Source organism: Halomonas campaniensis, assembly GCF_014193375.1.
GTDB lineage: Bacteria > Pseudomonadota > Gammaproteobacteria > Pseudomonadales > Halomonadaceae > Halomonas > Halomonas campaniensis.
On sequence record NZ_JACHZF010000022.1, the window covers coordinates 27,869 to 42,215 of the forward strand.

At 69.4% G+C, this 14,347-nt stretch carries 14 protein-coding genes; 2 read left to right on the top strand and 12 right to left on the bottom strand.

Annotation, left to right across the window (positions count from 1 at the left end; genetic code table 11):
- Position 1: 1 nt before the first annotated feature.
- The 10 genes from BDK63_RS14360 to ffh form a co-directional block, all read right to left on the bottom strand.
- On the bottom strand, positions 2-1,813 hold the full coding sequence (locus tag BDK63_RS14360) for a single-stranded-DNA-specific exonuclease RecJ (RefSeq protein WP_183333140.1): 1,812 nt from the start codon (positions 1,811-1,813) through the stop codon (positions 2-4).
- A 285-nt stretch (positions 1,814-2,098) separates the two neighbouring features.
- Positions 2,099-3,487 carry a threonine synthase gene (thrC, locus tag BDK63_RS14365; protein WP_183333142.1) on the bottom strand — a complete coding sequence of 463 codons (1,389 nt, stop codon included), beginning with the start codon at positions 3,485-3,487 and terminating at the stop codon, positions 2,099-2,101.
- A 3-nt stretch (positions 3,488-3,490) separates the two neighbouring features.
- Entirely contained in the window at positions 3,491-4,807 is a 1,317-nt protein-coding gene (locus BDK63_RS14370; protein WP_183333144.1) for a homoserine dehydrogenase, read from the bottom strand.
- A 110-nt stretch (positions 4,808-4,917) separates the two neighbouring features.
- The gene (locus BDK63_RS14375; protein WP_183333146.1) at positions 4,918-5,658 is read right to left on the bottom strand and encodes a DsbC family protein; all 741 of its coding nucleotides are present in this window, start codon (positions 5,656-5,658) and stop codon (positions 4,918-4,920) included.
- Between the two features lie 3 nt (positions 5,659-5,661).
- Positions 5,662-6,564, bottom strand: a complete 903-nt coding sequence (gene xerD, locus BDK63_RS14380; protein ID WP_183333148.1) for a site-specific tyrosine recombinase XerD — start codon at positions 6,562-6,564, stop codon at positions 5,662-5,664.
- A 134-nt stretch (positions 6,565-6,698) separates the two neighbouring features.
- Positions 6,699-7,055, bottom strand: coding sequence for a 50S ribosomal protein L19 (gene rplS / locus BDK63_RS14385; RefSeq protein ID WP_023005502.1), 357 nt, complete (start codon positions 7,053-7,055; stop codon positions 6,699-6,701).
- A gap of 146 nt (positions 7,056-7,201) precedes the next feature.
- A complete protein-coding gene (gene trmD, locus BDK63_RS14390) occupies positions 7,202-7,963 on the bottom strand; it encodes a tRNA (guanosine(37)-N1)-methyltransferase TrmD (RefSeq protein WP_183333218.1) in 762 nt (253 codons plus the stop codon).
- A 50-nt stretch (positions 7,964-8,013) separates the two neighbouring features.
- Positions 8,014-8,565, bottom strand: a complete 552-nt coding sequence (rimM, locus tag BDK63_RS14395) for a ribosome maturation factor RimM (RefSeq protein ID WP_183333150.1) — start codon at positions 8,563-8,565, stop codon at positions 8,014-8,016.
- A gap of 37 nt (positions 8,566-8,602) precedes the next feature.
- Positions 8,603-8,851, bottom strand: coding sequence for a 30S ribosomal protein S16 (gene rpsP, locus BDK63_RS14400; protein WP_183333153.1), 249 nt, complete (start codon positions 8,849-8,851; stop codon positions 8,603-8,605).
- A 182-nt stretch (positions 8,852-9,033) separates the two neighbouring features.
- Positions 9,034-10,443 carry a signal recognition particle protein gene (gene ffh, locus BDK63_RS14405; protein WP_183333155.1) on the bottom strand — a complete coding sequence of 470 codons (1,410 nt, stop codon included), beginning with the start codon at positions 10,441-10,443 and terminating at the stop codon, positions 9,034-9,036.
- Between the two features lie 234 nt (positions 10,444-10,677).
- Between ffh and BDK63_RS14410 the strand changes: the two genes are divergently transcribed.
- Both BDK63_RS14410 and BDK63_RS14415 read left to right on the top strand, forming a co-directional pair.
- Positions 10,678-11,478: a cytochrome C assembly family protein gene (locus BDK63_RS14410; protein ID WP_183333157.1), complete on the top strand. Its 801-nt coding sequence runs from the start codon at positions 10,678-10,680 to the stop codon at positions 11,476-11,478.
- Between the two features lie 78 nt (positions 11,479-11,556).
- Positions 11,557-12,828 (top strand): HlyC/CorC family transporter, encoded by a 1,272-nt coding sequence (locus BDK63_RS14415; RefSeq protein WP_183333159.1) that lies wholly within the window; start codon positions 11,557-11,559, stop codon positions 12,826-12,828.
- A gap of 10 nt (positions 12,829-12,838) precedes the next feature.
- Here the strand turns inward: BDK63_RS14415 and BDK63_RS14420 are convergent, their stop codons facing one another.
- Both BDK63_RS14420 and BDK63_RS14425 read right to left on the bottom strand, forming a co-directional pair.
- The gene (locus BDK63_RS14420) at positions 12,839-13,561 is read right to left on the bottom strand and encodes a 1-acyl-sn-glycerol-3-phosphate acyltransferase (RefSeq protein ID WP_425485960.1); all 723 of its coding nucleotides are present in this window, start codon (positions 13,559-13,561) and stop codon (positions 12,839-12,841) included.
- Positions 13,558-14,175 carry a TetR/AcrR family transcriptional regulator gene (locus BDK63_RS14425; RefSeq protein ID WP_183333161.1) on the bottom strand — a complete coding sequence of 206 codons (618 nt, stop codon included), beginning with the start codon at positions 14,173-14,175 and terminating at the stop codon, positions 13,558-13,560. Before BDK63_RS14425 ends, BDK63_RS14420 begins: the two co-directional genes overlap by 4 nt.
- Positions 14,176-14,347: the final 172 nt, after the last annotated feature.

Below are 14,347 nucleotides of genomic sequence, written 5' to 3' on the forward strand. Positions count from 1 at the left end.
GCTATCCTTGGGTGAGGGCTTCCGCGTGCTCGACCATCAGCTGGAGGCTCTCGCGCCCCCGCCAGCGGTTGCGGTTGAGCTTGAAGGCGCAGCGCAGCCGGTCGCCGACGCCGAAGGTCGGCATCTCCCCGGGGGTCAGCGCCCGGAACCAGATCGCCTTGAGGCTGGCCGCGCCGGAGGAGAGCTCCAGCATCAGGTGGGTGCCGTCGGCGCCCACCGGGCGCAGGCGCTCCACCAGGAACTCCCCCTGGAACAGCGGCGGGTCGAACTCGCGGCCGTAGGGGCCCAGCGCCTGCAGCTCGTCCAGGGTCGCCAGGCTCAGCTGGTGCGGGGCGAGCTCACCGTCGGTGAGGATCCTGGGGAAGAGCTCGGCCTCGCCCAGCTGCTCCCCTACCGCCGTCAGGAAGGCCGCCTTGAAGGCGTCGAGCCGCTCGACGGGCACGCCGACGCCGGCGGCCCCCCGATGGCCACCGAAACGCGGCAGCGCCTCCGGCGCCAGCTCGAAGGTGCGCTGCAGGGCGTCGCGCAGGTGCAGCCCCTCGATGGAGCGGCCCGAGCCGGTCAGCATGCCCGGCGCCGCGGCCGGGGTCAGCACCAGCGCCGGCCGGCCATAGGCCTGCACCAGCCGCGAGGCCACGATGCCCTGGACGCCGGGATGGCCGCTCTCGAGATAGACCACCACGGCGGGCTCGTCGGCGGCCAGCGCCGGCAGCGCCAGCGCCCTCGCCTCCTCGGCCATGTCGGCCTCGATCGCCTTGCGCGACTGGTTGTCCTGATCCAGCACGTCCAGGTAGCGGCTCGCCACATGATCCTGCTCGGCGAGCATGAAGTGCAGCGCCGCATAGGGGTCGTCGAGGCGCGAGCGGGCGTTGATCCGCGGCCCCATCTGGAAGCCCAGGGTCTCGGCATCGAAGGGCACACTGTCGGCCCCCAGGCGCTCGGCCATGGCCCGCCAGCAGGCGGCCTCCATGCGGTTGATCAGCGCCAGGCCGTGGGTCACCACCGCGCGGTTGGCGGGGCTGCCGCCCAGGGAGACGCAGTCCGCCACGGTGCCCAGCGCCACGTAGGAGAGCCAGGGAGAGAGCTTGGGGGTGGCCTCGGGCAGCACGCCCCACTCGACCAGCACCGAACGGGTCAGCGACATGACCAGCCACGCCACCATGCAGCCGGCGATGGTGGGGTCGGGGTAGGCGCAGTCGTCGCGGGTGGGGTTGACCACCGCATGGGCCGAGGGCGGCGGCCCCTCCACCGGCAGGGCGTGGTGGTCGCTGACCACCACGTCGATCCCCTCCGCGGCCAGGCGGGCGATCCGGGGCTCATCACTGCTGCCGCAGTCGGCGGTGATCACCAGGCGGGGGCGCGGCGCGAGGGCCAGGGTGCGTTCCACCAGCGGCAGGCTGATACCGTAGCCGTCATGGATGCGGTGGCCGATCAGGCTGTGCAGCCTCGCCTCCGGCACGCCGAAGAGCTCCACCAGGGTGCGCCGGATCACCACGTGGGAGGTGATGCCGTCCACGTCGTAGTCGGTGAGGATGCCGATGTGCTCGCCGTCGACCACCGCCTGGGCGATGCGCTCGGCGGCTCGCCGGGCATCGACCAGCTTCTCGGGGTGGGCCAGGTGGCGCAGGCTGGGCGAGATCAGCGGCGAGAGCTCGCCCTCGAAGCCCTTCAGGCGGCCGGCGAGGATCCGCGCCTGGAGCTCGGAGAGCCCCTCGCGCTGGGCGCGGGCATAGAGGGCGGCGTCCCGGGGCCGCGGCAGGATGCGCGGCCTCAGGCGCTCACTCAGATCGATGGGATCGCTTGCGGCGTTCAAGCCTGACTCCTGCAGGTAATGCTGGCAGTTGAGAACGCAGAGGTAGCAGCCCGCTCGGGGCTGATCCGGCGACAGGCCTGTTCGGGGGCGCTGTGAATACCTCCCTGTAAGCTACTTTTTCCCTGCGGCGCTCTCGCATCCTGCTCCGCTTGCAGGGCCGGTGCTGGCCATCCTTGGCCAGCCCGTTCAGAGCAGTGCTCCTCACCCCTGGAAAAAGACCCCCTCCAGACCTGCCCCGGCGCCCCTCGCTATTTCACTTCCAGCTCTAGCTTCCGGCTCTGGGCCTTAGCGGCGGTTCTCGACCACGAACTGCTGCACCGCGGAGAGCTCGGCGGGCAGCACGGTGTAGCGCTCCTCGCGCTCCAGCAGGTCGTCCATGTGGGGCGGCAGCGGCACGCCCGGGAAGCCCGCCTTGACCACCGCCTCGGCGAACTTGGCCGGGTGGGCGGTGGCCAGGGTGATCATCGGCACGGCCGCGTCGCCCCGCTCGCGCTCGGCAGCGCGATAGCCGGTGGCGGTGTGCGGGTCGAGGATCTCCTGGGTGCGGTGGTGCGCCTCGCGGATCACCTCGAGGATGGTGGCGTCGTCCACGCTGTGGCTGGCGAAGCGCTCGCGCAGCCGGGCCAGGGGCGCCTCCGCCAGGGCGGTCGGCTCGGCCTGGAAGCGGGCGAGCAGCTCGGCCACGGCGGCGCCGTCGCGGTCATAGGCCTCGAACAGCAGCCGCTCGAAGTTGGACGACACCACGATATCCATGGAGGGCGCCAGGGTCGCCTTGAGCTCCTGCTTGGAGAAGTCGTTGGCGGCCAGGGTGCGGTGCAGGATGTCGTTGGCGTTGGTGGCGATCACGAAGCGCTCCACCGGCAGGCCCATGCGGTAGGCCATGTAGCCGGCAAAGACGTTGCCGAAGTTAGCCGAGGGCACGCAGAAGCTCACCTTGCGGCGCGGTGCGCCAAGGGCCACGGCGGAGGCCACGTAGTAGACGATCTGGGCCATGATGCGCGCCCAGTTGATGGAGTTCACCGCCACCAGCCGGGTGCCGTTCAGGAACGACTGGTCGGCGAAGCTCGCCTTGACCATGGCCTGGGCGTCGTCGAAGTTGCCCTCGATGGCGACGTTGAAGACGTTGTCGGCCAGCACCGAGGTCATCTGGCGACGCTGCACCTCCGAGACCCGCTGGTAGGGGTGGAGGATGAAGATGTCCAGGTTGTCGCAGTGGCGGCAGCCCTCGATGGCGGCGGAGCCGGTATCCCCGGAGGTGGCGCCCATGATCACCGCGCGCTCGCCGCGCTTCTTCAGGAAGTGGTCGAGCAGCCGGCCGAGCAGCTGCAGCGCCACGTCCTTGAAGGCCAGGGTCGGGCCGTGGAACAGCTCGAGCAGGAAGTGGTTGGCGTCGAGCTGGTTGAGCGGCACCACGGCGTCGTGGCTGAAGGTGGCATAGGCCTCCGTCACCAGCCGCCGGAAGGTGTCATCGTCGATCTCGCCGTTGACGAAGGGCTGCATCACCCGGAAGGCGATCTCAGCGTAGGAGAGCCCCGCCATCTCGGCCAGGTCGTCATGGGAGAGCTGCGGGACGGTCTCCGGCACGTAGAGGCCGCCGTCGCTGGCCATGCCGGTGAGCACGACCTCCTCGAAGGAGAGCGCGGGCGCCTGCCCGCGGGTGCTGATATAGCGCATCGGTTATTCCTGTTCGTCCAGGGATTCGACGCGGATCCGCGTCACCGGACCGGCGATGTCGGCCATGGCCTCGATCTGGCGGATCGCCTCGTTCATGTGCTGCTCGCGGGTGCGGTGCGTCATCAGGATGATCGGCACCAGCTCGCCCTCGGTGGCCTCCTTCTGGATCAGCGCCTCGATGGAGATGCCCTGCTCGGCGAGGATGGTGGCCACCCGGGCCAGCACGCCGGGGCGGTCCACCGCCAGCAGCCGCAGGTAATAGGCGGAGATGATCTCCTCCATGGGCAGGATCGGCAGCTGGCTGACGTCCTCGTCGATGCCGCTGAAGGCCAGGTAGGGCACCCGGTAGTGGTGGTCGGTGGCGATGTCGCGGGCCACATCGAGGATATCGGCCACCACCGAGGAGGCGGTGGGTTCGGCGCCGGCGCCGGCGCCGTAGTAGAGGGTCGGGCCGACGGCGTCGCCCATCACGGCGATGGCGTTCTTCACGCCGTGCACGTTGGCCAGCAGCCGCTCCTTGGGGATCAGCGTGGGATGCACGCGCAGCTCCAGGCCCTGGTCGGTACGCTTGGAGATGCCCAGGTGCTTGATCACGTAGCCCAGGTTATCGGCCTGCTCCACGTCCTCGGCGGTCACCCGGGAGATGCCCTCGGTGAAGGCCTTCTCGAACTGCAGCGGCACGCCGTAGGCGATGGAGGCGAGGATGGTCAGCTTGTGGGCGGCGTCGATGCCCTCGACGTCGAAGGTGGGATCGGCCTCCGCATAGCCCAGCGCCTGGGCCTCGGCCAGCACATCCTCGAAGGCTCGCCCCTCGTCGCGCATGTGGGTCAGGATGTAGTTGCCGGTGCCGTTGATGATGCCGGCCACCCACTCGATGCGGTTGGCGCCCAGCCCCTCGCGCAGCGACTTGATCACCGGGATGCCGCCGGCCACGGCGGCCTCGAAGGCCACGATCACGCCCGCCTCGTGGGCCGCGGCGAAGATCTCGTTGCCGTGCACCGCGATCAGCGCCTTGTTGGCGGTGACCACGTGCTTGCCGTTCTGGATGGCGGTGAGCACCAGCTCCCGGGCCACGTCGTAGCCGCCGATCAGCTCCACCAGCACGTCCACGTCGGGGTTGTTGGCCACCTCGAAGACATCCTGGGTGGTCTTGATGCCGGTGAGGTCGCAGTCGGGGTTGGGGCTGCGATGGGCGACCTGCTCGATGACGATCGGGCGGCCGGCACGACGGGCAATGTCATCGGCATTTCGCGTCAGCACGTTGAAGGTGCCGCCACCGACGGTTCCCAGCCCACAGATTCCTACTCTCACCGGTTTCAATGTCTTGCTCCTGCTCGCGTGTCTGGTTGTGTCTCAGCGTGTCGGCCCGCCCGCAGGCAGGCCGCTGCACCGGCTCGGGCCGGTGTCTGTCGTGTGTGGATCGCCGGGGCTCAGCCCTCGATGCCGAGCATGGCGGCCAGGCGCTCGGCCGGCACGTAGCCGGGGACCAGGCGGCCGTCGGGCAGCACGATGGCCGGCGTGCCCTGGACGCCGAGCTCCATGCCCAGATGATACTGTGCCTCGACCGGATTGTCGCAGTCTGCCGGCCCCGAGAGGGGCTCCTGCCGCTTGGCGGTGCTCATCGCCTCGGCGGGGTTGGCGGCGCACCAGACCTGCTGCATGGTGCGCGCCCCCTGGGCGTTCATCCCGGTCCGCGGGAAGGCCAGGTAGTGCACCTCGATGCCCAGCTCGTTGAGCCGCGGCACCTCCTCGTGGAGCTGGCGGCAGTAGGGGCAGGTGGTATCGGTGAAGACCACCAGTTCGGCGCGGCTCTCGCCGGCGCCACGGAATATCACCCGCTCGTCCTCGGGCACCTGGGCCAGGCGCGCGGCGCGCTCGCCGTTGCGACCCTGCTCGGTCAGGTTGACCAGGCCCTGGTCGCCATTCTCGTAGAGGTCACCGACCAGGAAGTGCCGGCCCTCGGCGTCGCTGTAGAAGCGCTCGCCGGTGGTCAGGCGAACCTCGAAGAAGCCCTCGAGCGGCGTCTCGCGCACGCTCTCCACCGGCATCGGCTGGCCGTTGACCGCCAGCCGCTCCGCCAGCTCGCCGGCCGGGTCGGCCTGGGCCAGCAGCGGGGCGGCCAGGGAAGCGGCCAGCAGGCCGGAGAGGAGTGTCCGGAAGGGGGTATTCATGTGTCAACCTCGCGGGTGATGATCGGCATGCAGGGCCTCCAGGCGGGCCTGCGCCACATGGGTATAGATCTGCGTGGTCGAGAGATCACTGTGACCGAGCAGCAGCTGTACGACACGCAGGTTGGCCCCATGATTCAACAGGTGGGTGGCGAAGGCGTGCCGCAGGGTATGGGGCGAGAGCGGCCGATCGATGCCGGCGGCCAGCGCATGGGCCTTGATCCGGTACCAGAAGGCCTGGCGGGTCATCGGCCGGTCGCCCCGCCCCGGAAAGAGTGCCGGCCGGGTGATGTCGGCCATCAGGCCGCCACGTCCCGCACGCAGGTAACGTGACAGCCACTCTACCGCCTCCTCGCCCAGCGGCACCAGCCGGTCCTTGTCGCCCTTGCCCCGCACCCGCACGACGCCCTGTCGCAGGTTCACCGCATCGGTGGTCAGCCCGACCAGCTCCGAGACCCGCAGCCCCGCCCCGTAGAGCACCTCGAGCATGGCCCGGTCGCGCAGCCCCAGATCGGTGGTGACATCCGGCGCCTCGATCAGCCGCACCACTTCGGCCTCCTCCAGGGTGTCCGGCAGGGCCGGGCGCACCCGTGGCAGCCTCACCTCGGCCAGGGGGTCATGGGCGAGGCGCCCCTGCTCGAGCGCCCAGCGGTAGAAGCGCCGCAGGCTCGAGAGCAGTCGCGCGTTGCTGCGCAGCCGATAGCCGGCCTCGCGACGCTCGTCGAGCCAGGCCGGCAGCGTCGCCGGCGCCGGCGCCAGCAGCGCTTCGCCGCACACCGCGAGGCGCTCCGCCCAGGCCGCCAGGTCACGCCGGTAGGCGACCAGGGTATGGTCGCTGACGCCCTGCTCGAGCCACAGGGCATCGAGGAAGGCATCGATCAACTGGCCGGCGTCATCGTGGTCGCGCATCACGCCTCCCATGGACTCGGCGCGCCGTCAAGGCCGCCCCCAAAGCGCGAAACCCCGCCCCGCGGGTGCGGTGACGGGGTTTCGCGCGGGGCCGGGGCAGATGCCCCGGTCCGTGGCCGGCCGAGGCGTCAGCCTCAGGCCAGCTTTTCCTTGATGCGGGCGGACTTGCCGCTGCGCTCGCGGAGGTAGTACAGCTTGGCCTGGCGCACGTCGCCGCGACGCTTGACGCTGATGGAGTCGACCAGCGGGCTGTAGGTCTGGAAGGTACGCTCGACGCCGACGCCGTGGGAGATCTTGCGCACGGTGAAGGCGGAGTTCAGGCCGCGGTTGCGCTTGCCGATCACCACGCCCTCGAAGGCCTGGAGACGCTCGCGGTTGCCTTCCTTGACCTTGACCTGGACGACGACGGTGTCGCCGGGGGCGAAGGCCGGGACTTCCTTGCTCATCTGCTCGGCTTCGAGCGCCTGGATCACCTTGTTCTTGCTGCTCATGACGGATAACTCCTCAAAATGTTGATCCACCGGTCGGCTTGGAGTGCCGATGGATCGTGATCCCGGCGCCCGAGTGAGCTCGAGAGCGCGGGAGACGATGGGTGACGCGGGCCAGCGACGCGACGCTCCCCGCACCTCCGCCCTGCCTACCTGGCCGTCAGGGCGTGTTCCTCGAGGTACTCCTCGAGCAGCTCGCGCTGCTCCTTGTTCAACGTCCTGCCTTCCAGCAGGTCGGGGCGCCTCAGCCAGGTACGCCCCAGGGACTGCTTCAGCCGCCAGCGCCGGATGGCACCGTGGTTGCCGCTGAGCAGGACCTCCGGCACCCGCCGCCCGTCGATCTCCTCCGGGCGGGTATAGTGCGGGCAGTCCAGCAGCCCGTCGTTGAAGGAGTCCTCGACCGCGGAATCCTGATGGCCCAGCACCCCGGGCACCAGCCTTGCCGCGGCGTCGATCAGCACCATGGCCGGCAGCTCGCCGCCGCTCAGCACGTAGTCGCCGATCGACCACTCCTCATCGATGTCGGTCTCGACGACCCGCTCATCGATGCCTTCATAGCGCCCGGCCACCACCACCAGCGGCGGCCCGGACGCCAGTTCCTGCGCGCCGGCCTGGTCGAGCCGCCGCCCCTGGGGCGACAGGTAGACCACCCTGGGGCGCTGCCCGGTGGCCTGCTCGGCCCGTTCCCGGGCCTCGTGGATGGCCGCACGCAGGGTATCGACCTTCATCAGCATCCCGGGGCCACCGCCGTAGGGGCGATCGTCCACGGTGCGATGCCGGTCAGTGGCGTAGTCGCGCGGATTCCAGAACTCCAGCGCGATACGCCCCTTCTCCACCGCCCTGCCGGTGACGCCGTGGCGAGTGATCGCCTCGAACATCTCCGGGAACAGCGAGACGACGCCGATCCACATGCCGGGGAGCGGTTCGGAAACCGACTCCGATGCCATCGACGCGGCATCCATCAGAAGTCAGGATCCCAGTCGACGGTCATCACGCCGCCCTCGAGGTCCACCTCGAGGATGACCTCCTCGGGCAGGAACGGCAGCAGCCGCTCACGGGCGTCGATGGCATCGGCCTCGAGCCCGCCCTTCACGACCATGACGTCATTGGCGCCGGTCTCGAAGAGATGATCGATCCTGCCCAGCACGACGCCATCACGGGTCACCACCCGCAGCCCTTCCAGCTCGTGCCAGTAGAAGTCGTCACCGGAGAGCTCGGGCAACTCGGCCTTGGGCAGCAGGATCTCGGCGCCGGCCAGGGCCTCGGCCGCCTCGCGGCTGTCGACGCCCTCGATCTGGGCCACCAGGCCCTTGCCGTGACGACGACCCTGGACCCGATGCCGCCGCTCCAGCCGGCCCTCATGACGCAGCACCCACTCCTCATAGTCGAGGATGCCGTCCATGGGGCTGGTGTACGAGTACACCTTGAGCCAGCCCTTGACGCCGTAGGGGCTGGTCAGCTTCCCCAGCACCACATGATCGTCGCCTTGCGGCGCTTGCGCGTGTTCGCTCATCGACGACCCCACCACGTCAGCAGGCAAGTCAGGCGCATCAGGCCTGCTTGCGGGCTTCCTTGACCAGTTCGGCGACGCGGTCGGAGAGCTGCGCACCCTGGCTTTCCCAGTGGGCGATGCGGTCCAGGTCGACGCGCAGGCGCTCTTCCTGACCGCGGGCGATCGGGTTGAAGAAGCCCAGGCGCTCGATGAAGCGGCCGTCGCGGGCGTTGCGTGAATCGGTCACGGTCAGGTGGTAGAAGGGACGCTTCTTGGCGCCACCACGTGCCAGACGAATGGTAACCATCGTTGTCTGTCCTTCGTTGCGGATTGGGTTGTACTGCTCGGGAAGCGGCGCCTGCCGACGGATCGTCGACAGACCCCGTTTCGGGCATTCGGTCATGGCGTCGGCCACGACGAATCGCGGTCCTGCCAGTGAAGACGCAGCATTCTACGGAAAACAGCCCCGCTTGGGAACCTTTTTCGGGCCTACCGCCAGGGCATCCCGCCGGGGCCGCCCATTCCTCCCATGCCGCCGGGGCCTCCCGGGCCGCCGCCGCCCATCATGCCGGACATGCCGCGCATCATCTTCTGCATGCCGCCCTTCTTGCCCGCCTTCTTCATCATCTTCTGCATCTGCTTGTGCTGCTTGAGCAGGCGGTTGAGGTCGGGCACCTGCAGGCCAGCCCCGGCGGCGATACGCCGCTTGCGGGAGCCGTTGATGATCTCGGGGCGGCGGCGCTCCTGGGGCGTCATGGAGTTGATCAGCGCCTCGAGCTTGCCCAGCTCCTTCTCGGGGCCGGGGCCCTGGGCCATCTCGGCCATCTGACCCATGCCCGGCAGCTTGCCGAGCAGCCCGCCCATGCCGCCCATCTTCTTGAGCTGCTGGAGCTGGTCGCGGAAGTCCTCGAGGTCGAAGCCCTCGCCCTTCTTGACCTTCTTCGCCAGCTGCTCCGCCTTCTGCTTGTCGACGGTGCGCTCGGCCTCCTCGATCAGCGACAGCACGTCGCCCATGCCGAGGATCCGCGAGGCGACGCGGTCCGGGTGGAAGGGCTCCAGGGCATCGACCTTCTCGCCCACGCCCATGAACTTGATCGGCTTGCCGGTGATGTGGCGTACCGAAAGGGCCGCACCGCCGCGGGCATCGCCGTCGGCCTTGGTGAGGATCACCCCGGTCAGCGGCAGCGCCTCATGGAAGGCCTTGGCGGTGTTGGCGGCGTCCTGGCCGGTCATGGCGTCGACGACGAACAGCGTCTCCTGGGGCGCCACCGCCTTATGCAGCGCCTGGATCTCGGCCATCATCGCCTCGTCGATGGCCAGGCGACCGGCGGTATCGACGATCACCACGTCATGGAACTGGATCCTGGCGTGCTTGATCGCCGCCTCGGCAATGGCCACGGGCTGCTGGTCGGAGCGCGACGGGAAGAAGTCGACCTCGACCTCCTTCGCCAGGGTCTCGAGCTGGTCGATGGCCGCCGGGCGGTAGACGTCGGCGGAGACCACCAGCACCTTCTTCTTCTCGCGCTCGCGCAGGTAGCGCGCCAGCTTGGCCACGGAGGTGGTCTTGCCCGCGCCCTGCAGGCCGGCCATCAGCACCACCGCCGGCGAGCCCTTGAGGGTCAGCCCCTCGTTGGCCTCGCCCATGGTCGCCTCGAGCTCCTGCTGGACGATCTTGACGAACTGCTGGCCCGGCGAGAGGCTCTTGGAGACCTCCTGGCCCACGGCGCGCTCGCGCACCCGCTCGATGAAGTCCTTGACCACCGGCAGGGCCACGTCGGCCTCGAGCAGCGCGCGGCGCACCTCGCGCAGGGTGTCCTTGACGTTCTCTTCGGTCAGGCGGGCCTGACCCTTGATCGACTTGAGCGTCTGCGACAGACGCTCGCTGAGATTCTGGAACATTGGCCTCTCCAGTGGCGACGGCCCGAATATGGCTGGGGATTATACGCGCTGTGGCCGCGAGTCTCCATGCACCCCGGGGCGAGCCCACGGCTAACGAGATAACTTGCATGGCTCGGGACTGATCTGGCGACAAGCCTGCGGGGGGCTGCCGCAGGCCACGGCCTGTGCGCCAACCGGGGGATTGGGTATAGTAGCGGCACGCCACCCATCCTACAGGCGCATGGAAAGCAACCGATGCAGGCGCTCTCTCTGGCCACCCTGGCCTTCATCCTCTATATCGCCGCCGCCTCCTGGCAGGGACTGGTACTCGCTCGCCGAGTGTCGCCACAGCCCATGCTGGTGCGCGGGCTGGGCATCCTGGGGCTGCTCTGCCACCTGCCGCTGGCCATCGGGCTGTTCGGCCACGGGGCGCCGGTACTGCCCGGACTCTCCACCAGCGTGATCGTCATCAGCGCCATGCTGGTGCTGGTGCTGCTGGTCGTCAGCCTCTTCAAGCCGGTGCTCAATGCCGCCGTGGGGGTCTTCCCGCTGGCCGGCCTGGCCCTGCTGCTGGCCACCGGGCTGCCGAGCCCCGAGCGCACCAACGGCCTCACGCCGGGCATCGCCCTGCACGCCCTCAGCGCGCTGCTGGCCTTCGCCACCCTGGCGATTGCCGCCGCCCAGGCCGTGCTGCTCGGCCTGCAGAACCGCGCCCTGCGCCACCACCACATCCGCGGCATCGTCCAGGCCCTGCCGCCGCTGACCACCATGGAGCGGGTGCTCTTCGAGCTGATCTGGGCCGGCGTGGCCCTGCTCACGCTGTCGATCCTCAGCGGCTTCCTGTTCCTCGACAGCATGTTCGCCCAGCACCTGGCCCACAAGACGATCCTCTCGCTGGCCGCCTGGGTGATCTTCTCGGTGCTGCTGTTCAGCCACCATCGGCTGGGCTGGCGGGGGATGCGGGCAGTGCGCTGGACCCTGGGCGGCTGCGCGGTGCTGCTGCTGGCCTACTTCGGCAGCAAGTTCGTGCTGGAGGTGGTGCTGGGCCGCGGCTGAGGCCGGGCCAGGCGCCTTGACAGTGCCGTCGCCCGTCCCGTCAAATCGAGCCTGACACGCCATTGAGGACCCTTCGACTTGAGCGACGACTTCCCGCTGGGATTGCTGTTCGGCCTGCTGTTCCTGCTCATCTGCCTCTCCGCCTTCTTCTCCAGCTCCGAGACCGGCATGATGTCGATCAACCGCTACCGCCTGAGCCACCAGGCCAGCAGCGGTGAGTCCCGCGCCCAGCGGGTGCTGCGTCTGCTCGCTCGCCCGGACCGCCTGATCGGCGTGATCCTGATCGGCAACAACCTGGTCAACAACCTGGCCGCCGCCATCGCCACGGTGCTCGCCATCCACTTCTTCGGCGAGGTGACCGGCCCGGCCGTGGCGCCGCTGCTGCTGACGATCGTCATCCTGATCTTCGCCGAGGTCACCCCCAAGACCTATGCCGCGGTCAAGCCCGAGCGGATCGCCTATCCCGCCTCGATGGTCCTCGAGCCGCTGCTCAAGCTGCTCTACCCGCTGGTCTGGATGGTCAACGCCATCTCCAACGGCCTGCTGCGGCTGATGGGCGTGAAGCAGATCGACGGCGGCGCCGACCACCTGACCCGCGACGAGCTGCGCACCGTGGTGCACGAGGCGGGCACGCTGATTCCCCAGCGCCACCAGGCGATGCTGCTCTCGATCCTCGACCTGGAGAACGTCACGGTCAACGACATCATGGTGCCGCGCCACGAGGTGGTGGGCATCGACCTGGACGACGACCTGGAGGCGATCCTCGCCCAGATCCGCACCAGCCAGCACACCCGGGTGCCGGTCTACAAGGGCGACATCAACAACATCATCGGCATGCTGCACCTGCGCAACGCGGCGCGCTTCCTGTCCCGCGACGAGGTGACCAAGGCGGCCATCGTCCAGGAGGCCAGGGAGCCCTACTTCATCCCGGAATCGACCCCGCTGCACACCCAGCTGCTCAACTTCCAGAAGCAGAAGCGCCGCATCGGCATCGTGGTCGACGAGTACGGCGACGTGGAGGGGCTGGTGACCCTGGAGGACATCCTCGAGGAGATCGTCGGCGAGTTCACCACCGACGTGGCGGGCATGGAGCAGGAGATCCACCGGCAGGAGGACGGCAGCCATGTCATCGACGGCACCGCCAACATCCGCGACATCAACAAGGCGCTGGGCTGGAAACTGCCCACCGATGGCCCGAAGACCCTCAACGGCCTGATCCTCGAGCACCTGGAGGCCTTTCCCGACGGCCCCGCCTGCCTGCAGCTGGCCGGCGTCCGCATGGAGATCCTCGAGGTTCGCGACAACCTGATCACCGCCGCGCGCTGCTGGCAGGCGCCGCGGCGCCGCTGAGGCGCGGCGGTCAGCGTCGCTCCAGCACCTGCACGCCCTCGGCCTCGACCCAGCGGTCGGCCTCGGCCTTGAGCGAGCGGACCCGGGCCTCCAGGCGCTGGCGGCTCGCATGATGGGGGGCAAGCGCCTCGCCGAAGTGCAGCGCCACACGGGCCCGGAAGCGGCGCGGACGGCCACTCAGGGCCGGGCCATGGCAGTGGGAGGTCCAGGAGCCCCACAGCCCGGCCAGGCCGGCGGGCACCACCGGCACCGGGTCGCGGGCCAGGATCAGCTCGAGCCCCCGGCGGAAGGGGTGGATCTCGCCATCCGGCGTCAGCCGCCCCTCGGGGAACAGCATCACCACCTCGCCATCGCGCAGGGCACGACTGACCTCCTCCAGGGCGCGACGGATGTTCCCGGGATCGCGCCGCTCGGACTCCACGGGGATCGCCCCTACCAGCCGGAACAGCCAGTTGAGCCAGGGCGAGTCGTAGATCGGCTTGTCCATCAGGAAGCGCAGCGGCCGCCGGCTGGCGCCACCCACCACCAGGGCATCCATGAAGCTGACATGGTTGCAGACCACCAGCGCGGCGCCTTGGGCCGGGATATTCGCCTGCCCGCTCAGGCGCAGCCGGTAGACGAGGCGCACGGCGAGATAGACCAGCCAGCGCACCGTGGGACGGGGGTGGCGAAGCAGCCCCCAGGCAAGCGCGAGCCCCAGGCAGGCGGGGAGGAACCAGGCCAGCGGGGTCACGTCGCGCCGGACCTCGCCCTCAGGCCGGCCAGGATGGTGTCGAGCAGCTGGTCGAGCAGCTCGCCCACCTCCAGCTGCTGGCCCTGCCAGTAGCCCAGGCGCTCGTTGAGTCCCAGCAGCACCAGCCCGTGGACGCTGCCCCAGAGGGTGCGGCCCAGGCGGCGTGCCTCGAGGTCACCCAGCGCCGGCTGGTACTCCTTGAGGGTGGTCTCGACCCGCAGGAAGAGCGCCTCGATCATGTCGCTCTGCCGCTGGTCGAGCTCGCCCTCCTGGGCCAGGGGGTAGTCGAAGAGCAGCTGCCAGCGATAGGCATCGCGCTGGGCGAACTGCCAGTAGGCCCGCGCCAGCGCGCGCAGTCGCTCCTCCGGCGTGGCCTGGCTGGTCAGCGGCTCGATCACCCCGCGCAGCCGCGCCAGGGTCTCGACATTGACGTGCTGCAGCAGGTTGGTGAAGCTGCCGTAGAGCTTGAGCAGGGTGCTGGGTGCACAGCCCACCTCCCGGGCCAGGGCGCGCAGCGACAGGGTGTGCACCGGGTTCTCCTGCAGCCAGGCATCGCATGCCGCCATGACCTGGGCATGTAGCGCCTCGGGCGCATGCTGTCTGGGACGGGCCATCGGTTTCCTCGCGAGCCATTGACGTGCGGTGGCCGAGCGGGTCGGCCGGTGGGCTAGCATAGCGCAGATCGAACACTGTTTTCGATAGCTTATCGCGCCGGATGCCGAACGCAAGGCCGCGACCCCGAGGCGATCCCCTCGACGCTTTTCTCCCCCCGGCGACTTGGTTACC

Coding starts and splice junctions, on each gene's coding strand:
- thrC (WP_183333142.1), bottom strand. CDS start 3,487: ATGCGCTATATCAGCACCCGCGGGCAGGCGCCCGCGCTCTCCTTCGAG.
- BDK63_RS14375 (WP_183333146.1), bottom strand. CDS start 5,658: ATGAATACCCCCTTCCGGACACTCCTCTCCGGCCTGCTGGCCGCTTCC.
- xerD (WP_183333148.1), bottom strand. CDS start 6,564: ATGCGCGACCACGATGACGCCGGCCAGTTGATCGATGCCTTCCTCGAT.
- rplS (WP_023005502.1), bottom strand. CDS start 7,055: ATGAGCAGCAAGAACAAGGTGATCCAGGCGCTCGAAGCCGAGCAGATG.
- trmD (WP_183333218.1), bottom strand. CDS start 7,963: ATGTGGATCGGCGTCGTCTCGCTGTTCCCGGAGATGTTCGAGGCGATC.
- rimM (WP_183333150.1), bottom strand. CDS start 8,565: ATGAGCGAACACGCGCAAGCGCCGCAAGGCGACGATCATGTGGTGCTG.
- rpsP (WP_183333153.1), bottom strand. CDS start 8,851: ATGGTTACCATTCGTCTGGCACGTGGTGGCGCCAAGAAGCGTCCCTTC.
- ffh (WP_183333155.1), bottom strand. CDS start 10,443: ATGTTCCAGAATCTCAGCGAGCGTCTGTCGCAGACGCTCAAGTCGATC.
- BDK63_RS14410 (WP_183333157.1), top strand. CDS start 10,678: ATGCAGGCGCTCTCTCTGGCCACCCTGGCCTTCATCCTCTATATCGCC.
- BDK63_RS14425 (WP_183333161.1), bottom strand. CDS start 14,175: ATGGCCCGTCCCAGACAGCATGCGCCCGAGGCGCTACATGCCCAGGTC.